This is a genomic window from Paraglaciecola sp. (assembly GCF_051252315.1).
GTDB lineage: Bacteria > Pseudomonadota > Gammaproteobacteria > Enterobacterales > Alteromonadaceae > Paraglaciecola.
Genome location: NZ_JBPOFP010000011.1, coordinates 1 through 24,401, shown reverse-complemented (window position 1 = coordinate 24,401; position 24,401 = coordinate 1). Strand labels below are relative to the sequence as shown.

The 24,401-nt window shown below is 38.7% G+C and carries 20 protein-coding genes and 1 pseudogene; 6 read left to right on the top strand and 15 right to left on the bottom strand.

Annotated elements, in window-relative coordinates; translation table 11 throughout:
- Positions 1 to 122: 122 nt before the first annotated feature.
- From ACSHXM_RS03605 to ACSHXM_RS03590, 4 genes are all read right to left on the bottom strand, one after another.
- A complete protein-coding gene (locus ACSHXM_RS03605) occupies positions 123 to 935 on the bottom strand; it encodes a lysostaphin resistance A-like protein (protein WP_435687359.1) in 813 nt (270 codons plus the stop codon).
- Between the two features lie 386 nt (positions 936 to 1,321).
- Entirely contained in the window at positions 1,322 to 4,153 is a 2,832-nt protein-coding gene (locus ACSHXM_RS03600) for a TonB-dependent receptor domain-containing protein (RefSeq protein WP_435687358.1), read from the bottom strand.
- Between the two features lie 95 nt (positions 4,154 to 4,248).
- Positions 4,249 to 5,442 carry a FecR family protein gene (locus ACSHXM_RS03595; RefSeq protein WP_435687357.1) on the bottom strand — a complete coding sequence of 398 codons (1,194 nt, stop codon included), beginning with the start codon at positions 5,440 to 5,442 and terminating at the stop codon, positions 4,249 to 4,251.
- Positions 5,439 to 6,038, bottom strand: coding sequence for an RNA polymerase sigma factor (locus ACSHXM_RS03590; RefSeq protein ID WP_435687356.1), 600 nt, complete (start codon positions 6,036 to 6,038; stop codon positions 5,439 to 5,441). Before ACSHXM_RS03590 ends, ACSHXM_RS03595 begins: the two co-directional genes overlap by 4 nt.
- Before the next feature lie 555 nt (positions 6,039 to 6,593).
- Here ACSHXM_RS03590 and ACSHXM_RS03585 point away from each other — a divergent pair.
- The 3 genes from ACSHXM_RS03585 (at position 6,594) to ACSHXM_RS03575 (ending at position 9,898) form a co-directional block, all read left to right on the top strand.
- Positions 6,594 to 7,610: a response regulator gene (locus ACSHXM_RS03585; RefSeq protein ID WP_435687355.1), complete on the top strand. Its 1,017-nt coding sequence runs from the start codon at positions 6,594 to 6,596 to the stop codon at positions 7,608 to 7,610.
- Between the two features lie 11 nt (positions 7,611 to 7,621).
- Positions 7,622 to 8,575, top strand: a complete 954-nt coding sequence (locus ACSHXM_RS03580; protein ID WP_435687354.1) for a diguanylate cyclase — start codon at positions 7,622 to 7,624, stop codon at positions 8,573 to 8,575.
- Positions 8,576 to 8,647: 72 nt separating this feature from the next.
- Positions 8,648 to 9,898, top strand: coding sequence for an AmpG family muropeptide MFS transporter (locus tag ACSHXM_RS03575; RefSeq protein WP_435687353.1), 1,251 nt, complete (start codon positions 8,648 to 8,650; stop codon positions 9,896 to 9,898).
- A gap of 48 nt (positions 9,899 to 9,946) precedes the next feature.
- Here ACSHXM_RS03575 and ACSHXM_RS03570 read toward each other — a convergent pair whose 3' ends face one another.
- The 4 genes from ACSHXM_RS03570 to rapA form a co-directional block, all read right to left on the bottom strand.
- Entirely contained in the window at positions 9,947 to 10,279 is a 333-nt protein-coding gene (locus tag ACSHXM_RS03570; RefSeq protein WP_435687352.1) for a hypothetical protein, read from the bottom strand.
- Between the two features lie 123 nt (positions 10,280 to 10,402).
- Entirely contained in the window at positions 10,403 to 11,260 is an 858-nt protein-coding gene (locus ACSHXM_RS03565; protein ID WP_435687351.1) for a DUF3530 family protein, read from the bottom strand.
- Between the two features lie 491 nt (positions 11,261 to 11,751).
- Positions 11,752 to 12,408, bottom strand: coding sequence for a bifunctional tRNA pseudouridine(32) synthase/23S rRNA pseudouridine(746) synthase RluA (rluA, locus tag ACSHXM_RS03560; RefSeq protein WP_435687350.1), 657 nt, complete (start codon positions 12,406 to 12,408; stop codon positions 11,752 to 11,754).
- Between the two features lies 1 nt (position 12,409).
- Positions 12,410 to 15,244, bottom strand: a complete 2,835-nt coding sequence (gene rapA, locus ACSHXM_RS03555; RefSeq protein ID WP_435687349.1) for an RNA polymerase-associated protein RapA — start codon at positions 15,242 to 15,244, stop codon at positions 12,410 to 12,412.
- A gap of 235 nt (positions 15,245 to 15,479) precedes the next feature.
- Between rapA and ACSHXM_RS03550 the strand changes: the two genes are divergently transcribed.
- Positions 15,480 to 16,877 carry a PhoH family protein gene (locus tag ACSHXM_RS03550; protein ID WP_435687348.1) on the top strand — a complete coding sequence of 466 codons (1,398 nt, stop codon included), beginning with the start codon at positions 15,480 to 15,482 and terminating at the stop codon, positions 16,875 to 16,877.
- Between the two features lie 124 nt (positions 16,878 to 17,001).
- On the opposite strand, the gene ACSHXM_RS03545 is transcribed toward ACSHXM_RS03550, so the two are convergent.
- From ACSHXM_RS03545 to rimK, 5 genes are read right to left on the bottom strand one after another with little or no spacing between them, the layout of a single operon-like run.
- Positions 17,002 to 17,925: a CorA family divalent cation transporter gene (locus ACSHXM_RS03545; protein WP_435687347.1), complete on the bottom strand. Its 924-nt coding sequence runs from the start codon at positions 17,923 to 17,925 to the stop codon at positions 17,002 to 17,004.
- A gap of 28 nt (positions 17,926 to 17,953) precedes the next feature.
- A complete protein-coding gene (locus ACSHXM_RS03540; protein ID WP_435687346.1) occupies positions 17,954 to 18,814 on the bottom strand; it encodes a mechanosensitive ion channel family protein in 861 nt (286 codons plus the stop codon).
- 31 nt (positions 18,815 to 18,845) lie between these two features.
- On the bottom strand, positions 18,846 to 19,280 hold the full coding sequence (locus tag ACSHXM_RS03535; protein ID WP_435687345.1) for an ATP-dependent zinc protease family protein: 435 nt from the start codon (positions 19,278 to 19,280) through the stop codon (positions 18,846 to 18,848).
- Positions 19,277 to 20,311, bottom strand: coding sequence for a succinylglutamate desuccinylase/aspartoacylase family protein (locus ACSHXM_RS03530; protein WP_435687393.1), 1,035 nt, complete (start codon positions 20,309 to 20,311; stop codon positions 19,277 to 19,279). Before ACSHXM_RS03530 ends, ACSHXM_RS03535 begins: the two co-directional genes overlap by 4 nt.
- Positions 20,312 to 20,330: 19 nt before the next feature.
- The gene (rimK, locus tag ACSHXM_RS03525; RefSeq protein WP_435687344.1) at positions 20,331 to 21,236 is read right to left on the bottom strand and encodes a 30S ribosomal protein S6--L-glutamate ligase; all 906 of its coding nucleotides are present in this window, start codon (positions 21,234 to 21,236) and stop codon (positions 20,331 to 20,333) included.
- Between the two features lie 115 nt (positions 21,237 to 21,351).
- Between rimK and ACSHXM_RS03520 the strand changes: the two genes are divergently transcribed.
- Entirely contained in the window at positions 21,352 to 22,194 is an 843-nt protein-coding gene (locus ACSHXM_RS03520; RefSeq protein WP_435687343.1) for a LysR family transcriptional regulator, read from the top strand.
- A 123-nt stretch (positions 22,195 to 22,317) separates the two neighbouring features.
- On the opposite strand, the gene ACSHXM_RS03515 is transcribed toward ACSHXM_RS03520, so the two are convergent.
- Positions 22,318 to 23,256 (bottom strand): hypothetical protein, encoded by a 939-nt coding sequence (locus ACSHXM_RS03515; RefSeq protein ID WP_435687342.1) that lies wholly within the window; start codon positions 23,254 to 23,256, stop codon positions 22,318 to 22,320.
- 232 nt (positions 23,257 to 23,488) lie between these two features.
- Here ACSHXM_RS03515 and ACSHXM_RS03510 point away from each other — a divergent pair, with 232 nt between their 5' ends.
- Positions 23,489 to 23,926 (top strand): DUF3010 family protein, encoded by a 438-nt coding sequence (locus tag ACSHXM_RS03510; RefSeq protein ID WP_435687341.1) that lies wholly within the window; start codon positions 23,489 to 23,491, stop codon positions 23,924 to 23,926.
- Between the two features lie 64 nt (positions 23,927 to 23,990).
- Here ACSHXM_RS03510 and ACSHXM_RS03505 read toward each other — a convergent pair.
- A pseudogene (locus ACSHXM_RS03505) lies at positions 23,991 to 24,401 on the bottom strand (hypothetical protein); the annotation flags it as partial.

Genomic DNA, 24,401 nt, shown 5'->3' with positions numbered 1-24,401 from the left:
TAAAACGGGCAATGGATAATATGGAAGCGATTAGTGAGCTCAGTCAACTGATTGAGCTTCATTTTCGTATGAAAGTGGAGCTGTAATTTTGTTAATAAACTTTCTAAATAGCCTATTAGTTTTCATGCTAGTTGAGTTGTCTTGATAGTCGCATGACGAACTTTGCGTAAGTAATATTCAACAAGAGCTATACCTAACAGCAGCATAAATAGTTTTAAACCAATAGACACCTGCTCAACCGTGAATATCGCAGCCCCTTCTTGCAAATCAAAATACCAAATGCCCGATACCCATTTTTCTTTCTGGCTAAACAGGGCTTGAAGATAATTTACGCCTATGTGAAAACCAATGGGAATTGCCAGTCCCTTGGTCCAGTATGCCAAAACAGCATAAACAAGCCCCCAGACAGCTGGGCCAGTGATACTGTCAAAAACGAAGCCATGATATAAACCGAACGCAATAGAGGTCACATAAATAGAGGCCCTGATACCAATTGCAGTATCCAGTTTTCGCATAAAGTAACCTCTAAACACTATTTCCTCCATGGCACCTAGAGCAATGAAAGAAAACAAAGATATGATTATGCTATTAACGAAATCGGGTTGTTCGACATGCAAGACGATAATAGGAGTCAACCCAAAATAGCAGAGATAGAAAAAGGCAAAGAACACTATACCTATGATAAAGCTCAGTGTTCCGCGTTTTAATGAGCTAATAGAAAAACTCAGTCCTAGTTCGGTCTTTGTGAGAATATCGTTTTTTAGGTAAAGCGAAGTGATATACAGCATAAGGGTACTAAGAAATCCGCCAAACACAATTGCCAAAGCCCATTTAGGCACCACACCCCCTAATGCCCCGAATGTGAAGAAAAGCCCTTGGAAGATCAGCCAAATCGAAAATGCTTTGATTACTATTCTTAGCTTTGTTTCAACCACAGTGCCGTCCTTTCTATGACTTGTCTTAAATGACAGTATCACTCTCAAATGGGAACGTTACTATGTATAACGAACGCTTTAAGCTCTTACAAGTCTAAACCTTTAATATAATAGGGAGGCAAACTTATAATTAACCAATAAACTCATCCCAAATGACCTTGTCATTATGTAAGTAGGTATACAGGTAGTGCGTTCTAATTCTATGGTTTCTTCATTTTTAAGTGCTAGACATAGCTTTTTGCCAATCGGCTGACAGATTACCCGATGGGCCATGAACAATGCGTTTGTCGTGCACAGTAAAATTAATCTCATTCAATAAACAAATAAAAAACGCTGAATTCATTAACTGAATTCAGCGTTTTGGAAGTGAAGTATTAAATCAGTGATTAAAAGCTATATTCTACTTTTATTCCAGCAGTTCGGCCTCTACCTGGATAGGCAAGATCTTTCGCAGCACCACCAAAAAGTTCACGTTCAGCAGGTGAATATTCAGAATCATATTCTACGTCAGTACAGTTCTTACACCATGCTCTGACTTCCAAACCGTTTTCAAACTCATAACCAATACTGGCGTCAAATAAACCAACATTATCTTGATGATCTTCACCGTCTAACCACCACTGTTGGTCACTTGAGAAGTTATAATCAATTCTGGTGATTAAATAGTTATCACCTAGCGGAAGGTTATGCTGCATACCGATATTCGCCGTTTGATGAGCAAAGTTAGGCAGTTTTGCGCCCTTAAAGTTATTATCAAAGTCATCTTGAGTATGGTCTGGAATGGCTTTTCCATTGGCTATTCTTCCACCAAGCTGTTCTTCAATATTGTCACGAATAGCAGGGTCGTATTGGTCTATCGAAGAATCCATAAGACCGAATGCCGCATTTATAGTTAAATTTTCGGTTGCTGCGAATTCGATACTACCTTCTATACCGTTAATTGTACTTTCAGGAATGTTATACAAACTTTGGATAAATACGTTGCCATCAAATTCAAATTGTTGGACGTTTTCATAGTCTTGATAGAAGGTTGCAACACTGGCTCTCATGCGGTTATCCATCAAACTTGCTTTAATACCCAATTCATAACTATCGAGTATTTCTGATTTATACGTGTCAGTTAATAACGCACCTGATGCATTAAAACCACCACTTCTAAAACCTCTGGCGTAAGTTGCATAGTAGGTATAGTTTTTATTGGGTACATAGGCGAGAGAAGCTTTAGGCTGCCAAGCAGAAAACGTGTCAGATACTTTAGAGCCTGTTACTGCACAATTATCTGGATCTGCCACTGAATCACAATCGGCACCAAATGCCCCCACACCTTTACCCATAGTATCTACTGTCGGGCCATCAATACGAGTCACTTCTCGTGAATCTTCGTCATAACGAAGAGCTGTGGTTAAGGTTAACTCGTCTGTAATTTTGTAATCTGAACTAAAATACATAGCCCAAGCTGAATTATCTTGGGTATTTTGTGTTGATAAAATCACACCACTACAAGAGGAGAAGTCACTAATAATAGGACCGCCAGGATATTTAGGATCACAGGTAAAGGATTCGCCTATATCTGAACCGACACTGGGGACTTCCCAAGTGGCCCTAATACTGTCCGCTCGTTCGGTTAATAATAAATAGGCGCCAGCAACATAACTAAATTTCCCACCATCGTCTTCAGATACAAAACGTAAATCTTGTGAAAAAGTTTGTACATCATATTGTTGGTCGCTTCCAGCAAAAACGCCAGCTCGGGAGTTACCACCTACCGATGATTCAAAAAATGCATAATCAATAGGATTAGCATTCGCTCCGCCCGGCGCAAAGCTGTCTACCATTTCTGTTGCTTGAGCTGCAGATTGGAACCATACGTTTGCTGTTCTATTGCTACCAATATTTTCACCGGCTACACCATAACGCTCATTGGTGTCGGTATAGTTACTGACTGAGGTTAATGTGCCTGAGTCAAATTCATGGTCAATTTTTAAGGTATTAGTATCAATGGTGCGCACTGCGACTGGGTTGCTCTCACTACTGATAGGCGCTTCATAGGTTGCATTTTCATCACTTTCTAAACGGAAAATGTTTCTATAAAACATGGCACCTGCTGTGAGATCATTTTTTGCAAAGCGATAATTGACGGTTGTTTTATTACTAGCTTCCCAAAAAAGCTGCGCTCTAAAGTCGTTGTTTTTCTGAAAGTCCATTAACGAATCAGTTTGAACTTTACCTACAACGCCTGCATTACTTTTTTCTAACAGACCTTCTAAATATTCATTATGAATAAGGCCGTCAAAAGAACGATTGTTACCAGCTACCCGAAAATATAAATCATCAGTAATTGGACCGGCTAAAGATCCTGACACTTCGAATAAACCACCATTACCTATGCCTGTGGTTATTTTGCCTTCTAAGGTGTCACCTGGTTTTTTAGAGGTTACGATTAACGCTCCACCGATTGCATTACGCCCGTATAATGCACCTTGTGGCCCTTTTAGTAATTCAATTTGTTCAACGTCAAAAAATGATTGAGACATTTCCGTGGCACTACCTACCTGTACACCGTCAATGATCATGGCAACAGCTGGCTCTGAATTTCGAACCGAAGCGATACCACGCACCATAATATAAGTTGACGTGGGGCTGAGTGATTCCACCATTGAAACGTTTGGCATGCGAGTTGTTACATCAACCGCTGTTGTGATGTTGGCTCGACTGATCAGCGCTTCGCCCATAGATACCACAGTATCTGGTACTTCTTGTAAATTCTCTGTTCTGCGACGTGCATTAACAGTGATGACTTCTAGTTGAGCTGCATTATTTTCAGCCGTGTTTGTGTCTGCATCTTGTGCATTACCCGCAGAAGAGAACAGCATAGTGAATATTGACGCTAATAAAGTTTTTTGAGTGTTCATTGGTTCTTTTCCCAAATTTTCGTTGTTTTGACTTTTCGGGGATAATGGCTTTATCACAAAAGCTTTTTTATCTGAAAGTTCACCTTCAAGACCACTATTTTTCAGCAACAAACTAAGAGCTTGTTGAACCGTATATTTGCCTTGAACTAAACTACCCGTCTTGTTTTCAACAAGTTCATAGGGGAATAGAAATGATATCTTAGCGACATCTGATAACTCATTAAGAGCCTGACTTAAAGATTGAACTGGAATATTAAAATCATATTCCTGGTTAATCTCTTTAGCTTGCGCATTAAATGCAAACAAACAAAAGCCTAATAAATTAACAACTATAAACATCCTATTAACTTGTCTGTTAATAAGATGTATGAGGAATGTAAATCTACTATTCATAAATTACTTTATTTTTCTTTTACTCGTAATTGCACATGGTTAGCATCTAATTTTTTTACACTAATACCAAAACCCGACTCAAGAACATGAAATAAAGTATCGGTTTCGCCTACTTGAAATTGCCCTCCAATACGCATTGACTTTAATTTAGGGTCTAGTACATCAATTTTAACTTGGGTATGCCGCGTTATTTCTTGGATTACCTCCTCCAGTGACTCCCCAGCAAATACCAATTTACCATCCTTCCAAGACAGAAAACGTGTGACTTCACTTGTATCTAGTTCATCAATTTCACTTAGATTATCATTTTCAATGGGTATACTAATTCGTTGTCCAGCAGATAATTTACCTAATCTCTTTTTCATTGAAATAGGCTGATTTGAGGCCTGTATCAAGGTAGTGGAAGACCCTGTAGAAACGGTTCTCTCTGAATAGTTTTTTTCAATTTCTATGGCTTTATAGTCATCTGGTACCACAACTAAACTGTCATCAACAATAGCTAATTCAACGGTTCCTTCACTTACCAGTACTTCGATTTTTGAGGGTAATTTATGTACGGTAAAAGCAGTGCCTATAGCTCGAACTAAGCGATCACTTGCATAAACTTCAAAAGGGCGTGTTGCATCTTTAGCTACTTCGAAATGCGCTTCACCATCTAATAAACTAATTCGGCGAAAGTTTGCACTGTAATTTATTTGTACTTTGCTCGAACTGTTTAACCATAAACTTGAACCATCAGGTAAGTCATGACGTAAATTCTCTCCCAAATTTGTCACCAGCGTTGTGTTGACTGGATGATTTTCTGGTTGAAGTGTCATGACGCTAACAACCATAATTGCGCACACTAATGCTGGGGCAAAAACAATTGGGCGCATTAATTTTTTAGTCAGCTTAATCATTTCTAGCAAAAACAGGAATGAAGCTTTAAAAGGTGAAAGTATCATTGCTGATAAAGTCACGACTAGCGTTGGTTTGTGCATTTCTTGAGGTAACATCACTTCTGAAAGTAAATCCATTTCTCCCCAAGAGCTAGCCATGGATTTTATACATTCACGATGAATGTCACTGGTGGCCACCCAAGCATTTAGCTCTGCTATTTGTTGGCTAGATAAATCAGGAGTATCTTCTAGTAACAACACCCACTGAGCGGCTTCTTCATTGATTTTTGCTCTATTGGTAAAACCTTCAACATTAGACTTCATAATGCTCTCCCCGATTTGATGGAGACGTTATTTGGTTTAACTGCAGCTTTAATTGGCTGTTCATTTGTATATTTTTCTCTAGCGTCATTGTACGCGCACATTCCTTTCGTTATATAGTTACTCACGGTGACCGGAGAAATATTCATACGTTTTGCTATGTCTTTAGTTTTCATGCCATACACTTTTCGCATAACAACCACCTGTCGACACTTATTGGGTAAACCTGCAATTGCCTCACACATTACACCTAGTTTCTCTTGAGCAATGCTATTTTTTTCTAAATTATCTAACTCTAATTCACAGTCAACTAAATCGATATCTTCAACATATTCATTCAATTGTGTTGATGCTCGTCTAAAATCTGAATAAATCAAGTTTTTAGCAACTTTAAACATGAAAGATTTTGGCGTTTTAATTTCAGTTTCTAAAGAAGATTTATAGGTGCGTAAAAAGGTTTCTTGGCAAACATCGTCAACATCTTGAGAGTTGATGACCAAGCCAGAAATAAAATATTTTAAAGCAGATTTATAACGCGTAAAAACATGCAAAATACTTTCATTTTTTGTATCTTTTGGTAAATCATTTTTTTGAGTCACATCTTCGTCCTATGAATTTCTTTAACCGAAAATTCTAAACTTAAAAATAAAAACACTTTAAAAACAATTGGTTGAACCTATCTTTTGGCAGTTAGCAATCTAGTTTTAAATGTTCTCAATAATTAGACGCTTGACCTTATTAAATCTACTATACATTTTTTAATTAAATAGTAATGAATGCATTTTTGATGATTAGATATGTTTGGTATCAGTCAATAATTTCAATTACAAGTTTGCAAAGAAATAGGGGGCTTTAAGAGGAAAATACAAGATACTAACTTGCCTTGTATTAAATGCGCTTTTGATACCAGTTGGGGTGAGATTTTTGCACATATGATGGTGATTTGAATGCATTATAATTAGGATAACTAACGCTTGCTTTCATCCTATCAGCAATTATCTTGCTGAATGTGTTAATTAACCCTAGTATATAAAGAAATCTTTGGTTTTAATATCAATGACTTCGAATACAAAAGTAATTAAAGTATTCCTCTTTTAAAGTTTTGATGGCAATTTATTCAACGTTTAAAAAGCCAAGTTAGGTAATTTATAACTATGACAACACCAGTTCTGATTTGTGATGATTCTAGTTTTGCTCGTAAACAAATGCAGCGTTCTATTCCCGATGGTTGGGATGTCGATATCAGTTTTGCCGAACATGGTGAACAGGCCCTAGAAAAAATTCGCGCTGGCAAAGCCGAAGTGATGTTTCTGGATTTAAACATGCCAGTTCTAGATGGTTACGAAACCATGCAGATCATTCGAAAGGAAGATTTGCCTGTCATGGTGATAGTTGTTTCGGGTGATGTTCAGCCTGAGGCTCGTAAACGCATGTTAGATCTTGGTGCCATTGATTTCATTAAGAAACCTACTGATAACGCTAAGTTAATTGAAATCCTGAAACAATATGGTTTGTACTCGGGAGAAGCGACAGCTACTAAACGTGCTGAAAGTGTTGCACCAGTAGAAAAAGAAAATAAAGCAGATAAACTCGATGCTTACCGAGAAATGGCTAATATAGCCATGGGGCAAGCTGGCGAAAGCTTGGCTAAGTTGCTTGATGAGTTTATTGATTTACCCATTCCCAATGTTAATTTGATTACAAATAATGAATTACATATGGCGATAGCCGATGTACAAAGAAACGAAAGTGTTTCTGCAGTTTCTCAAGGGTTTATCAGCGCAGGAATTAATGGTGAAGCTTTAGTTATTTTTAATGACTCCAATTTTGCCAATATGGTTAAACTATTGGGCTATGAGGATGATAATAGTAATTCATCCTTGGAGCTAGAAGCCCTGATGGATGTATCGAATATATTGATTGGTGCATGTTTGCGGGCCCTATCTGCTCAGTTACACTCAGTGTTTAGCCATAACCACCCAATTATATTGGGGCGGCATTGTGATTTAGACGATATATTACGCTCTACTATGCATACTGAAGATAGCTTGCTTGCGATAGAAATCGCCTATTCCATAAAGAGTCAAAGTATTAACTTTGATTTACTTTTATTATTCCCGAAAAAAGCTATCGACTTAATGTTCGATAAGCTAGTTCAAAGTACTCATTAAGGTTACATTTTATGGCACTTGATCAAAGCCTTGTAGAAATGCATTGGAAACACGATCTATTGGGATCAATAGAAGTAGGAATCGTTGTACTAGATAAAGATTACAATGTGAAAGTGTGGAATCAATTTATGGAAAACCACAGTAATATTGCGCCAGGCAATATTCAAGACAAATGTGTTTTTGATTTTTTCCCAGAAATTGATAAAAGTTGGTTAAAGAAAAAAGCCGATCCAGCCTTTATGCTTAAAAGTCCTGTGTTTGTGATTTGGGAACAACGGCCTTATTTATTTAAGTTTGACAGCAATCGTCCTATAACCTCGCTAAGTGAATTCATGTATCAGAATATCACCATCTTTCCATTGGCCTCATTAAGTGGTCAGGTTGATCAAATTTGTATTGTTATATATGACGTTACCAATGAAGCGGTAAGCCGACTGGGTATGCAATCTTTAAATAGCCAGTTGGCACAAATTAGCCGAATAGATGGGTTAACCGAGTTATATAACCGACGGTACTGGGAAGAGCAGTTTGTGCTTGAATTTAAGCGTGATAAACGTAGTGATTCGCCTTCTTCTTTGCTGATGATGGATATCGACCATTTTAAAAAGGTAAATGATACTTATGGCCATCCTGCTGGCGATGCCGTTATTAAAGGAGTCGCGGGAGTAATTCGAAAAGCCATAAGGGAAACTGATTTAGCTGGCCGTTATGGTGGTGAAGAGTTTGTAGTGATTTTGCCGGATACACCTATTGCTAATGTCGAGTATGTAGCTCAACGCATTCGCCGTTTGGTGGAAAAACTGGTTATTATCCATGATGAGGTGGAAATTAAATGTACGATTAGCATAGGGGTAGCTGGATTTGAATCTGAGTTTAAAGATTATACCCAATGGCTAAATCAGGCAGACCAAGCTTTATACCAAGCTAAAAAAGCTGGCAGGAACCAAGTCGTTTTAGCCGAGTAGCTTTTAACAGCTTATATCATTCTTTTGTAATTCCTGCTGCTTACATAGGTAGCAGCCATCAAGTTGTGCTAAATGACCCAAAAAAGTTTTAAACAAGCCATTTTGAATAAGCGTATGCTTATTTGTATCACCACAGGTTTTTCTTCGGGATTGCCCTTATACCTCTTGATCCAGTTTGTGCCTGCTTGGCTGCGTGCTGCGGAAATAGACTTAGCTACGATAGGGTTAATTAACCTAGTCTTGTTCCCATACACTTGGAAATTTTTATGGTCGCCTGTGATGGATCGTTTTGTGTTGCCATTCTTTGGGCGGCGCAGAGGTTGGATGTTTGTGACCCAAATAGGACTGATTGGATTAATGGCATCATTAGCCCTGTTTGATCCTGCTAGCCAACTCACCCATATCATTATTTTGGTTTCGGCCATTTCTTTTTTTAGTGCTAGCCAAGATATTGTCATTGATGCTTACCGAAGAGAAATACTGCCAGATGATGAATTAGGTGCAGGTAATGCTTTTTATGCCCAAGCTTACCGTATTTCATCATTTGTACCGGGTTCTTTGGCTATGATTCTGGCTGGTTTTTTCCCTTGGTCTGTTGCTCACTTATCCATTGCTGTATTTATGCTAGTGGGCTTAGTGACTACGTTATTAATTAAAGAGTCATCGAAGCCTGGTGAAGAACCCCAATCACTTCGTTCAGCGGTTATCGAGCCGTTTAAAGAGTTTTTCCAACGCACAAATTGGCAAGATGCAGTATGGATTTTGTTGTTTATTATCTTGTATAAATTAGGTGACAGTATGGCTACGGCTCTGGAAACCCCATTCTTCATGGACATGGGATTTTCCACCGTTGAAATTGGCTCTATTGCTAAAATATCTAAAACCATAGGTGCTACAGTAGGCACCATATTAGGTGGTTTAGCCATGATTAAGCTAGGCATAAATCGTAGCTTATGGATATTTGGTTTTTTCCAAATAGTATCTATTTTAGGTTACGTGTTGTTGTCTATAGTCGGTTACAACCATTTTGTTTTAGCTTTGGCTAGTGGATTGGAATATTTGGGCGTGGGTTTAGGCTCTGTAGCACTCATAGCGTTTATGGCAAAATCTACCAACAAACATTTTACTGCCACTCAATTTGCTTTGTTGTCTAGCATCGCAGTTATCCCTAGAACCTTTGTTAGTGCAACGACCGGATTTATTATTGAGTCAGTAGGCTATACACAGTTTTTTGTTATCTGTTTTGTGTGTGCCATACCAGGGATGTTGATGTTGGTGAAAATAGCGCCATGGAATGCAAAACAAGAACCTTCAGATAATTAATGTTAGCTAAGCCAAGTTGGGGTTGTTTGAAGTGGAATACTTAAAAAATTAGGGGCGGATACCAATACAATCTAAAGGGAGAGGATATTGTTCTTCTCCTTCAAGAAAATTTAAACAAATCTCTAGTTCTTCTCGTAACACCAAATCTTCTTGTAGAGTATTTTTAGGCCAATAGTGAACTTGATGTAGTACATGCCAGAAAACTTGCTCGGTTCGTTCGTAAGGTTGTTGTTTGCCACTTTTTACTTGAGCCCACTCCTCCATCGTATCCCAAAAAAATAAATCCAATTCAGAATAAGCAATTTTCTTTTGTAGAAAACCTCTGACATAAAAAGCCAGTTGCTGCGATTTTCGTTTTACAAAATGGGTAACGGTTGGCACGGGTAAATTCGGTATTCTTTATATGGATTATTTGCCTAAAGTATAGCGAAAATTTTATTTTTCACAGAAATTCTTAGCAATTATTTTGAGAGTTTGCGCCGATTCAATAATTGGTTATTATCTTTACCAGCCCATATGACTGAGCCAACCGTGGATTTCTTTACTTAAATATCGACTTTTTTGGGTATGTTGATTTGCCCCAATTAATGGCCGTTGTCGATAAAGTAATTTTAAAGATTTAATTGCCGCTAACTCTCGTTGTTTAACTGTTTGTAATGCCCAACTATTATCTGACTGGCTGTAAATGTCTAATACAGGCATAGGCGTTTTAGCCATAATTTTCGGCAGTTTTTGGTTGTATTCTCTATCTGGCCAAAAAGGACTAACGGCTACAAAAGCGTCTGGAATGTTGGATTTAAATTCTGAAAATACCTTTGTTATCCACGCCGCGCTGCTTCCTTGTGCAATAACTAAATAAAAACCTGGGTATTCGCCAGCTTTATTAACGCCTACTTTAAGTAAAGAGACAAAAGCTTCCTGCTGTTTATCAAATTCAGCATCAGTGAGTTTAGACACTAACGTTTTATTATGTATCGTATCGGCAGTTGAATCTGTAGAGGCGCCCTCTGTGGTTGCAGGGGAAGTGGCGGGTGGCTCTTCATTGGATGAAGCTGGTTCGACAGCTTCAGTTTCGCTTGTTTCTTCGCCTTGTTCTTTTGCTGCTGTATCCATTTCTATGGGTAACTCTGGTGCAGATAATAAAACTGTTGCCCAACCAATCTTGTTCAATTCAGCAGCTAAAGGGGCGAGGCCTTGCTGGCTGACCATACTTGTTCCAATATCAGAAATTAAGATCGCCACACCACGAGTGATTGCCGTGTTATTTTCATGTTCGACGTAAAACACTTGTTTGTCGCCAGACTGCATACTCTTATAGTCTTCAGGAAATAAGCTACGCTCTAAGTCCAATCGTTTGAGCAATTGGCTATCGATGGCTGTATGACCGAAAGTAGAAACAATCAGTAAAATGAATAATAGAGACTTGATGATCTAACAACTCTAGCTTGGTTTGATATTACTGTATCGGAAAGGTGAGGGAAGTTCTTTAATTGATATTAGTGTTAAGGTATGTGCTTCGCACACCAAGCATTCACTTCGTTCACCACAATCCATTGTGTTTTTGATACTGCGTCCCTGCCGCACCAGTGACTTCTTTTCAACAGCTAAAAGAAGTCACCAAGAAAAGCCGACCTCCAAACAAATCCCTATTCCACCAAATTATTGGCTTCTATGTCAGACCGGCAATAAGCCGCTCCCAGCTATAAAAGATTGCCTTGTCCAGATGTCCATATCTGGCCATCTTACAAGCCATGAATTTGTCGGGGAATTTGTAGTCGGGAAAAATCAAAAGCATGTGTTGCGTAAACTGGGCATTCTTTTAGTGACAAGTTTTTTTGTTAAAGATAGAAATTTTAAAATGGTACTTCAGTATCAAAGTTTAAGGTTTGTTCTGTTTGGGGGTGTCTAAAACTTAAGGTTTTTGCATGTAGATTCAAGCGTGAAGCCATGGCGAGGGCATCTGGGTAGGCATACAAACGATCACCAATAATGGGATGGCCTAGGCTCAGCATATGCACACGTAATTGATGAGAACGACCGGTTATTGGCTTTAATTCAACTCGGGTACTGTTATCAAAGTGTTCTAATACCGACCATTGAGTTAAGGCTTTTTTACCTCTTTCATGATCGACCATTTGTTTGGGGCGATTAGGCCAGTCACATATTAAGGGTAAATCAACCTCGCCACTTTTAGTAGTCACTTTTCCATACACTATGGCTTGGTAGGTTTTGTGAGTTTCACGTAATTCAAATTGTTTTGAAATGTGCCTATGAGCGGCTTTATTTAAGGCCATGATCATTAATCCAGATGTGGCCATGTCTAGTCTATGGACTACGGTCGCTGTCGGAAAAACTCGTTGAACGCGATTTTGTAAACTGTCCCTATGTTCTAGTGCTTTACCCGGCACACTTAATAATCCACTTGGTTTGTTTAAAACTACAATGTCTTCATCCTTAAAAACGATGGTTAAATAAGGTGTTGTAGGTGGATTGTAGTTGAGTAATGCCATGTTATTTCGGGTTATTCACTATTAAACGAACCGCTTCTAAATTCAATTTAGCCTCAGCCATGACATCTTGTAGATCACTGATTTGATTACTCACGTGTTTAATTTCTTCGTTACGGATCGCTGGGTTCACTTTCTGTAGACTTTGTAATCGGCTTAACTCATCACCTAATAATTCGCGCATTAACTCGATACGAGAATCTTTGATGGTTTTAGCTTGGTTATCAGCTTGGATTTGTGCATGTTGTAAACAGCTCTCTAATAGTGGTTTGAGAGCATTGATTAACTGGTTACCCATTTTTGATTGCACGCTGTCTAATTGAATAAACTGTTTGTCGATAATGGTTTTATTTGCATCGATACACACTTTAATTGGTGTCGGTGGTAAAAAGCGAGACAGTTGCAAATGCCTATCTGCTTTGGCAGATAAAACAAATAAACACTCTATCCAATAGGCACCTGCAGGGAGGCTTTTGTCATGACAAAACGCCACCGAACTTTTGCCCGTTACATCTGTGGTTAACATGTCCATTGCATGTTGGATCATAGGATGATCCCAGCTTAAAAAGTGCACATGTTCTATTAACGTGGCTGTGGTACGTTCATACGTGACCGTCATGCCTTCCTCATCTAAGCCGGGCAGTGGGCTGAGCATGGTTTCAGTTGGGCGCAACAAATAACAGCTTTCGCCATGGTCTTCTTGTAAAAAACCAATGGCATCAAACAAACGACTCATAAAAAGTTCTAATTTGGGCGATTGTTCAGCATCTAATATTTGCCCTAGAAACGCATCTATACGGCCTTGGCCTGAAGAGTTGAGTTCTAAAAGTTTGTCACGACCTTCTTCTAATCTAAGTTTTAAGGTTTTGTGCAAACTCGCTGTTTGATTAATAAGAGTTTCACAAGCGGCAAAGTCTTGGGGTTGCTCAATACAATATTCAAGCGACTCTTGGGTTTCTTCATACACAGTCATACCGGTAGGGCAGGTATGCTCAAATGCATTTAATCCTTGGTGATACCAATCCAACAAAACTTGTTGGGCACTCATGTCAAAATAAGGCACATGAATACACACATCATGTTTTTGTCCAATTCGATCGAGTCGTCCTATGCGTTGTTCTAATAGATCAGGCACTAATGGTAAATCAAACAATATTAAGTGGTGAGCAAACTGGAAGTTACGGCCTTCACTGCCTATTTCACTACAGATTAACACTTGAGCGCCGTCTTCTGATTGAGAGAAATAGTGTGCGGCTCTGTCTCTATCTACCGCGCTCATTCCTTCATGGAATACAGTAGAGCGAGTACCAGCTTTGATTCTTAATGCTTCTGATAATTGCATCGCTGTACTAGCGTTGGCACAAATGGTTAAAACTTTTTCACCTTTTAGTGACTTTAATTGATTGATGAACCATTCCACTCTTGGGTCAAAATCAACCCAAGTATTCACCACATCAGCATGTCTTTCTGGAGTAAGTTGAAGTTGTAAATTGGTGGGATCTTCTGCCAATATATTTTCGTATTCTTCAGGTTGAATCAGTGAATAACTAAATAATTTTCTATCTGGAAAACCACTGACCCCAGCTCGACTGTTTCGAAACAACATTCGACCTGTGCCATGGCGATCTAATAAAGTGTGTAATAGTTTGGTTTTTTCTTGGTTACTGGCTTGATTGATCCCTTGTAACATATCAGCATCGGCAAATTTCTCAATCGCAGCTAGATCATCTTGGCTAAGGGTATTGCCGCTTAAGAGTGGATTAATCGCGGTGGCCAATTGGCTGTATTGTTTTTCTTCATCCACAAAACTTTGATAATCATGAAAACGTGCAGGGTCAAGTAACCGTAGTCGAGCAAAGTGACTTTTATGACCAAGTTGGTCTGGTGTAGCGGTAAGCAGTAATACGCCTTTAGTCGCTTTAGCCAAACCTTCAATGACTTGATATTCTTGGGAAGGCTGTCCTTCAGACCAGGTTAAATGATGGGCTTCGTCCACTACCATTAAATCCCATTCAGCCTCTAAAGCTTGTTGGTAATAACGGCTGTTGTGGGTTAAAAAGTCTAAACTACAAATAACCAATTGTTCGGCTTCAAATGGATTGCTGGCATCTTCTGCCATGGCCTCACATCTCTCTTCATCAAACACAGAAAAAGCTAAATTCACCCGACGTAACATCTCGACTAACCATTGATGCACTAAGCTAGAAGGCACAACAATTAATACTCTTTGTGCACGAGCGGTGAGTAATTGTTGATGAATAATCAAGGCGGCTTCTATGGTTTTACCTAAGCCGACTTCGTCAGCTAATAACACTCTTGGTGCGTGACGACTGCCCACTTCTGAGGCGATATGCAGCTGATGAGGAATTAAATCTACCCGAGCCCCTACAAAACCCAGTAAAGGTGAGGTGCTGTGTGCAAATTGATGAGTCAAACATTGTTCACGTAAATCAAACCATTTGGGGTGATCAAATTGGCCATTAAGTAAACGTTGTTCCGGTTGATTAAGTTGAAACTGATGGTCGATAAAGGTTTCTTTTAAAATCGCCGCTTCTTTATTGTCGGGCCTTTCACCGATATAAATTAATTGGCCGTCGATTTCTTCAACGTGCTCAACTAACATTTCCCAGCCTTCGTGGCTATTAACCGTATCACCTACAACAAACTCTATGCGTGTTAACGGTGCGGTTTGGGCAGAGTAAACGCGGGTTTCTCCCGTGGCTGGAAACAGTACCGTTATGCTACGAGCCTCCAATAACACTATGGTGCCTAACCCTAATTCGGTTTCAGTGTCGCTTAACCAACGTTGTCCGAGGGCAAAAATGTGTGGCTTAGCCATAGCGTGAGTCTCCTAAAAATTCGCGGCGCGCATTGTACCAAAAATTTTGGCCTGTACTTCTAAAAGTAGATGAATGTCAGAAGAAAGTGGTTTATTGTTGTGTTAACCGATTTAAAAATTGGTTTTATGTAAACCTGTAGTTCGTTTGTTTCAGCTCAGTGGTTTACCCAAGGCACTTGAGACTTATTCAAATATGCACTTACAGGTTTGTTTTCCAAATCTTTAGGAGCGCCGGATGCCAAAAAAAGAAGCACTAGATTCAAAAATTTATGTGTTAGATACCAATATTCTCCTTCACGAACCCCTTGCCTTTTTGTCTTTCAAAGAAAATGATGTTGTTGTACCTATGACAGTTCTAGAAGAACTCGATCATATTAAAGACAGCAAAAAAGATGTGGCTAGGGATGCTCGCGTATCTATTCGATCAATGGAAGATTTACTTCACGATGCTACCCCAGAAGAGTTAATGAAAGGGGTATCCATGCAAGGGCTTGCCGCTGGTGACAATGCGCCAACCGGGAGCTTGTCGATTTTTGTAGATTTGGGCATGCCTGCATCACAACAAGTCTTTACCAGCAATGAAAATGATAACCGTATCATTAATTGTGCCCTACACCTTCAAGCTAAAAACAGTCCACGACAAGTGGTACTGGTGACCAAAGATATTAATATGCGCCTTAAAGCTAAAGGTGCTGGGTTGGGGCATGTAGAGGACTATCGTACAGACCAACTTGTCACAGATATTAAATACTTGTCTAAAGGTTATCACCAGTTTGAAGGTGACTTTTGGGAGACAGTGAAAGCTGTGGACAGTCGTACCGAAGGCAGGGATACCATTCATACTATAGATCGTAAGGTTTTACCCGAAGCTTACGTTAATGAATTTTTGTTAGATGATAGTCAACATTTTGCCGGATTAGTGGAGTCGGTAACGAATGACCATTTAGAGGTGCTCGACTTAGGTTATGAACGTTTAATGGGGCGCAGAGCGTGGGGAATTACGCCTAAAAATATCGGCCAAGCAATGGGCTTACATGCCTTATTAGATCCACATATTGACTTAGTGGTGTTAACTGGACCAGCAGGTAGTGGTAAAACATTGTTGGCTTTGGCGGCAGCTTTAGAAATGGTGGTCGAACGTAACATGTATGACAAAATTATTGTTACCCGTAGTACCCCAGAAATAGCCGAGTCGATTGGCTTTTTACCAGGTACCGAAGAAGAAAAAATGGCACCTTGGTTAGCTGCGATTACCGACTCGTTAGAAGTGTTGCATAAAAACGATGAAAACGTGAAAGGCTCTATGAGTTACATCATGGAAAAAGCCAATATTCAGTTTAAATCTGTGAACTTTATGCGTGGTCGTAGTATTCAAAATGCCATAGTTATACTTGATGAATCACAAAACCTGACCGCCGCACAGCTTAAGACTATTATCACTCGTTGTGGTGAAGGCACTAAGCTAATTTGTAGTGGTAACTTAGCGCAAATCGATAGTAATTATTTAAGCGCAGTGACATCGGGTTTGACCTACATAGTTGAGAAGTTTAAAAACTTTTCGGGCAGTGCCACGCTTAATTTGGATGGTGTTGTGCGTAGTCGACTAGCAGAGTTTGCTGAAGAGCAGTTGTAAGTTTCTACTTCTTCTAAACAATCAATACCATTGGTTTGGTATTGATTGTTTTTAGGTATTGTTAATATGCTCACGAGTATGTAATAGCTAAACTACCGTGGTGAAAAATGCTGAATTTTTAGGGTTACATCCAGCGTTTAAATTTCATCGTGACAAAAATCAAAGCTGCAACTAAAGCCATAAATATAACCAATATGATAAAGGCAGTGGGTTCTTCTACACCAGGTAACCCCCCAACATTCATACCAAACACTCCGGTTAGGAAAGACAAAGGCAAAAATATCGCGGTAACTAGAGATAATACGTACATGCGCTCATTTTGTTTTTCGGCAATTGCATACCTGAGCTCCTCTAGAATTAATATACTGCGTTCTCTCACCAATTCTAATTCTTCTAAAAACCTCAGCACCCGGTCTGAGTATTCTTTTATTCTAAAGGTTTGAATTTGGCTAATAAAATCACAAGAAAAGTGAAGTATTTCAAGTGCTTCTCTTTGTGGAGAGATAAAGCGTTTAATGTGCGCAGCTTGTTTTCTAATATTGATGACGGCTTGTCTGTTGACACTATCAGGATCTGCATTTAATTGTTCCTCGAGTGCTTCAAGAGCGAACTCAATTTCATCAACCTGTTCACTAATTTTGTGGCTAACTTTTTCGAGCAAGTTACAAAACCACACGCCAACATCTTTGATCGGATATTCTTTTTCTATATCCTTGCACAACTCTTGGATAGACTTAAGTCCTCGCTCAGTTTTTGTTGTGGTAATGACTTTTTCTTTGGTTAGCCAAATACGTATAGAAACCATATCTTCAGGCTCTGCTGAGCCATTACAGTTAATCGCTCGTAAACAAACAAAAAAGCCGTTGTCTATCTCAAAACATTTTGGTCTGGTTTCGTCTGCAAGTAATCCTTCTTTTGCCGCTTTTGGGATGTTTAACGTGTCTAAAGTTGAAATTGAAGCTTGTTCGTCACTAATTAAGTGATGCCAAGTAAAGGCAGCACCTGGTGTGCCTAATGTGTAGGTAAAGGTTGAGGTTGAACTGTTCATCTACTCTAATTTCCTAGCTAATTAGATATTAGCGTTTAAGTTGAATCACACCATCAAGGTGCACATCTCGTTGTGGGAATGCCACCACAACTCCTTGCTTATTAAACTCGCTATCAAGATCGAAGCGAATGTTACTTGCGACTAACCTTAATCCCCCTTCAACCTGAGAGTTTATCCAAAAGTACACCTCAAATAGTAAAGCGTTATCGCCGAACTCTTTAAAAAACACTTGAGGCTTTCTTCCATCGTCTGTCAGAGTTTCAGGTTGATCGTTAGTCACTTTAAGCATGATTTCTCTGACTTTTTCACAATCACTACCATAAGAAACACCTACTTCGACAGTTCCTCTAATCAGCTTATCTCGCAATGTCCAATTGATAACGGTATTTTCTAATAACTTACTGTTAGGAATTAACATATGTACCCCGTCAACTCTTCTGACACGAGTAGAGCGAGTATTAATTTCTTCTACCACACCTTTAACACCTTCAACCTCTAAAAAGTCTCCTATTCTAATTGGCTTCTCACCCATTAGAATCCAGCCACTGATGAAGTTATTAATGATGTTTTGTGCGCCAAAACCAAAGCCTATCGCTATGGCGCCTGATAAAAAGGCAAAGGCTGTTACAGGCACATTAAGCATGGATAAAGTTGTAATAAATATGACAGCTAAAGCCACAATATATAAGAGCCTTTGTACTAAATGGACTACATTAGGGTCTTTATTATTGGTGCGTAATTTATTTCCCAACTTACTAATAAACAGGTGTGCAAACCAAACACTGAGAATCAGCCACAAAGGTACAGAAAGTACTTCAATTAGTGTGACAGTTCTTTCATTAAACGTAAAAAGAGGATAACCTAACCAGTACTTTATTTGTTCAAGCATCTCATTTCCTTAATATCTACTCATGCACTGCTTAATCACTATGTGACGCGACAAACGCGGTTGACGCGTCGATATAAAAACTATTACCTAAAGCTTGGCGACCTAATAACATCAGATAGGTCATATCAGATCTATCGGTTAAGGTGATTTCAATATCCCAAGTATGTTCCCCAAGTATTGCTGGCGTTTTTATTACGTAACGTTGCTCACTGATACCGTTAGATGATTTTACTTTTCTAACATCATGCAACAAAGCAATACAAGAAGTCACTTTTTTTACATTGTGAATTTCTGGATGGATATCGAAAGACACAGCTGGCTTAGTTTTAATAAATGTTCGTTGCAGATTATCGACATGTAAAGATGACGTTTGTGCGCCTGTATCTACCCGTGTTGTGAGCTGTGAAATGCCTAGCTCAGGTAAATCTAAATTCTCAATATGGCCTATTACCATTCTGTTGGTCATAATAGTTCCTCACTGTTCTCTTTGCCGTTAATTAGATCGGCTTCGATGTTACCGATATGTTCCACTATTTGTTCATCATCTTCTTTAAAATAGGCAATGTGATACATAGCCTCTCCTTCCTGTACTAACGGGATGTTTTGTTTTCCAATAATGACGCCACTTTTATTGGCTAACACCTCACCTAATACTTCGCCATAAGGACTGCCTATTTCAGCAAGTACATCTCCTTTTACAACTTGGTCTCCTAATCCATAGTGATGTGTGACAACACCACTACTTGTGGCTCGCACCCAACCACTATTATTTGCAATAAAGTGATTCACTTTTTTCTTGCTTACTCGTCCCTTAGGGATCATTTTTAAATGACGTAAAACATTTATTATGCCTTGGATACCAGCTCGAATTGAAAACTCATCAAAACGTAAGGCTTCGCCCGCTTCGTAAAGTAAAACTTTCGTGTCGCTAGCAACCGCAGCATCTCTTAAAGAGCCATCAATAATCTCAGAGTTTAAAATTACTGGTACACCGAAAGCTTTGGCTAGTGTTATCGTTTCTTCGTCTTTTAGTTGAGCCCTTATTTGAGGTAAATTAGAGCGATGTATAGCACCCGTGTGTAAATCAATTCCATAGTCGCAATGGCTAACAATTTCTTTCAAAAAAATGTTAGCCACTCGTGCTGCTAAAGATCCTTTTGAAGAGCCTGGAAAGCTGCGGTTTAAGTCTCGCCTATCTGGCATATAACGTGATTGATTAACCACGCCATACACATTTACCATGGGTACTGCAATTAACGTCCCTGAGGAAATTTTGAAGCCTTTTAAGTTAATCAAGCGGCGAATTATTTCGATGCCATTTAATTCGTCACCATGAACCGCAGCGCTCACGAAAATAGTGGGGCCTGGCTTTTTGCCTCTTATGATGTAAACCGGTAAATGTACATCAGCATCTGTATATAGCTTTGCCACAGGCAGATTAATCTTTTTAGTCTGCCCAGGTAAAATGGTGTATTCGCCTATTTTCAATTCATGCATCATAGTTTCTCTTTAACTGTTATCCCTTGCCTCTGGTTTTATTGGCATTAGGCTTGGCATTTTTTTCAATAAATTCAATTAATTTACTGGCTACATCGAGTCCAGTTGCTACCTCAATACCTTCAAGACCTGGAGATGAGTTAACTTCCATAACCATTGGGCCGTTATGAGAGCGAAGCAAATCCACACCACAAAAATTTAAACCCATAACTTTGGCAGCATTAACTGCAGTTTCGCGCTCTTCTTTGGTTAGCTTGATTACTTCAGCACTGCCGCCTCGGTGTAAGTTAGAGCGAAACTCTCCTTCAGCTCCTTGTCTTTTCATCGCCGCTACAACACGTCCACCCACCACTAAACAACGAATATCAGCACCACCAGCCTCTTTAACAAACTCTTGAACCAATATATTGGCTTTTAATCCCATAAAAGCTTCGATAATACTTTCTGCGGCTTTAGCGGTGTCGGCCAAAACCACACCAATTCCCTGGGTTCCCTCAAGCAATTTAATAACGAGTGGGGCTCCACCAACGTTCTTAATTAAATCTTTAATATTATCTGGTTTACTTGCAAAACCAGTTCGCGGTAAGCCAATGCCTTTACGGGAAAGTAGTTGCAGAGAACGCAATTTATCGCGAGAGCGGCTTATCGCTACTGACTCGTTCACATTGAATGTTCCCATCATTTCAAACTGGCGAGCAACCGCCGTGCCGTAAAAAGTAATTGAAGAGCCAATTCGAGGAATAATTGCATCATACTTAGGAAGCTCTTTACCGTGATACCTAACCGCCGAGCAATTACTTGTGATGTCCATGTAACAATGTAATGTGTCGATAATGTCAACTTCATGTCCACGTAGTTCACCGGCCTCTTTTAAGCGGCGAGTAGAATATAGATTTTGATTTCTAGATAAAATTGCAATTTTCATTATTTGTTCCAACGAAGTTAGGGGGATGTTTTTGTTGAGAGAAATTTAGTTGAAAGTTTTTAAAAAATAAAACAAAATAAAATGCATTATTTGATAAATATTTTTTATTAAAATTATGAAAATTGAACTCTTAACCACCTTCCTTGAAGTTAGCCAAACGTTGCACGTCAGAATCGCTGCGGAGAATTTGTTTCTAACCCAAGCCGCTATTAGCAGCAGAATTAAACAGCTAGAAGAAGAGCTTGGAGTGCTACTGTTTGACCGAAGTCAAAAACGTTTAAAGTTAACGGCTGAAGGACATAGGCTAACAAAGCATGCAAACGAGATGCTTATTATGTGGCAAAAAATCAAACAAGATGTTGGTGTTGCCCAAGACAATGCCAGTCAATTATTTGTAGGCTCTATGATGTCAATTTGGGATATCGTTTTACAAGATTGGCTGCAAAAAATCGACCGAAACTTAGATGATGTTCACTTGTTTACACACACCTATTCACCACTAGAATTAAGAAAGCAAATAGTCGGTCGTTTAGTTGATATTGCATTTATATTTGAACCACCTTATATAGAAGATATTGTCACAGAAAAAGTGGCAACCGTGCCGCTCCAGCTGGTTTCTACAGATCCAAATTTGGTCATTGATGAAATAAAAAATATGGTATTGGTAGATTACGGAGAATCAGTTAATAGTCAGATTCAGCGTGATTATGGTGAGCATACTATCTTCCGTCACAATATGAGCCAACCTCGAATAGCGCTAAACTTTATTCTTGAAGCTGGTGGATGTGCTTATTTACCTCGACAAATGTGCTTTGAGTATCTGAGAAAAAATAAACTATTTAAAGTCAAAGGTTCACATGAATACAGCCGAGAAGTCTATGCGATATATTTAGCTAAGAGTAATAAATATCAACTTATACAAGACGCTTTGATTTTATTTCCATATGTTCGAGGATAAAGTTGTTTAATTAAAGTTAATACTTTAATAAATTATTTTTATCAAATAGTGAATTTAACCTTTTTATTTAATTTATTTGAACAATAAAACTTGAGATCAGCAAAGATCAACACGCTCTAACATCTAAGGGATAATTTCGTAACTGTGTTGATTGCCATTTATCGCGCTGTTACTACTATTCGCAATTTCACCTAATTTTGTATTAGCCGGGCCTGTTGGTTCCATCAGCAAATATTCTGTGCCATCAATGTTAAGTCTTCTTTCACTTGTTCTGAAGGGCAGGCTAATCCCCAATAAAGCATGATTCGGTAAATACAGCATGATCATTTTTGCATCAGGCAGTAATGAGCGGACTAAACTCGCCATTAACGCAGACTTACTATCACAATCTCCTTGGTTACTTGCTACAACAAGTGGTGGGGGTAAATATCCAGCACCGTTAGATGTGGATCTGTCTTCTAAGGTGCTGTAAGGGATACTTTGTACCCAACTTAACAGTAAGTTGATATATGTGCGCGTTTCACTATTTTCTGGCACTTTTTGATATAGCGCTTGAGCAATAGGCAATAAAGGCGATTTACTCTCGGCAATGTAACGCAAATGATCGGGCTTAATTACCTTTTGTCCTAAGTGAGTTCGAAAGTGGCTGAGGTAGTTGTCTTCAAGGTATTGATCAAACGCACTCTCGCGGCTTTGGTTCATTGAACGTTGCCATTTATCTAATAAATTTTGTGAGCGACTGGTGACTTTTATTTCTATGTCTCTGGCTTTGCGGCGGATCTTGACACTGGCTTCTTTTGGGTTAATAGCTCTCGCTGCTTTGTGCAACTCAATATACACATACTGGTGGGCTAACTCGGGTACAAACCTTTTGTGATGTTTTTTATTAATGCTGTTAAGAGGTAAATCAAAATTTAGTGATTGGGTTTGTTTTTGATGATCTTCCCATTGGTAATTAAAAAACATTTTACCATCTTGCTTAGACGTATCATGAGTCAATTGCACGGCATAGATAGACATGGAGTAGAAGCTAAATATTAAAATAGAGACGAATCGTTTCATAAATAAGACCATGATCTGATGACTACTTATCGATAGTGATTATTAGTATAGGTTAATTTTTATCCTAAATTGACCAAGATTACAATTTTACTATAAAAATCAAACGTCTAAATATCTGCTAAAGGCTCCCAATCGTAAGAAAATAATATCGTATTTGAATTGATCAAATATTAGATAACGGCGGTTTCATCTTTACGGTATAATCTGCTCAATTAAATTTGAGGGTAAAGTCATGCGTGTATGTGGTGTTGAATTAAGTAGTAACGATGCAAACTTATGTTTGTTATCTTTGGCCGATGAAGTGTTTCAAATTCCAGATTGCCGTGCCAGAAAACTAAGCCTACCTAAAAATGCTATTGCCAAAGATTTGCGCTATTTCCAAAAGTCTTTTGCCCAATTAGTACAAGATTACAAAATTGACAAAATTGTTATTCGTCAACGCCCAATGAAAGGCAAATTTGCTGGTGGCGCTGTGGGTTTTAAATTAGAAGCCGCTTTAGAATTGTTAGACGATGTAGAAGTGATCGTACTTGGCCCAACTGAGATTAAAGAATCTTTGAAACGTAATCCTGTACATGTGCCTATGGCTGAGACTGGATTAAAAATGTTCCAAGAAACAGCGTTTAACACAGCCTTTGCTTATTTAATGAAAGACAAATACGAAATATAAGATATGCCTAAGGTCTCGCTATGTTTAAATTTGTTTGGGCTCAACGTAAGTAACGTTTAGATTATTAGGGGGATTTATTATGTTTTATCTCCAACCACCTTCTTATTATGACTCCTATGGTTACAAGTAAGACTAAGCAACCTATGGCTTTTAACCAATTGTTTTCTGGTCTTGGGATATTTCTAACTCCAATCAACTTGTAACTATAAACATGTTTAGCGAACACGCTTTCATAATTTTCTCCATGATATTTATCGGTAAGATGAAAAGACAATGATGGGCCTTTATCAGGCGTTAGGTTAGTCGTTTGATAAGTGTAATAGTTTTGTTGATAAAACAATTCGAAGTAACCACAGAAAAATAATGTCAGTCCAATTATTAGGCCTAGGACGCAAATTATTTTTAAAGGACGAATTAACTTTTTAGATGGAACTATTGCGGAGAAGGTATTTTTAGGCAAGTCATAAGCTTTAAT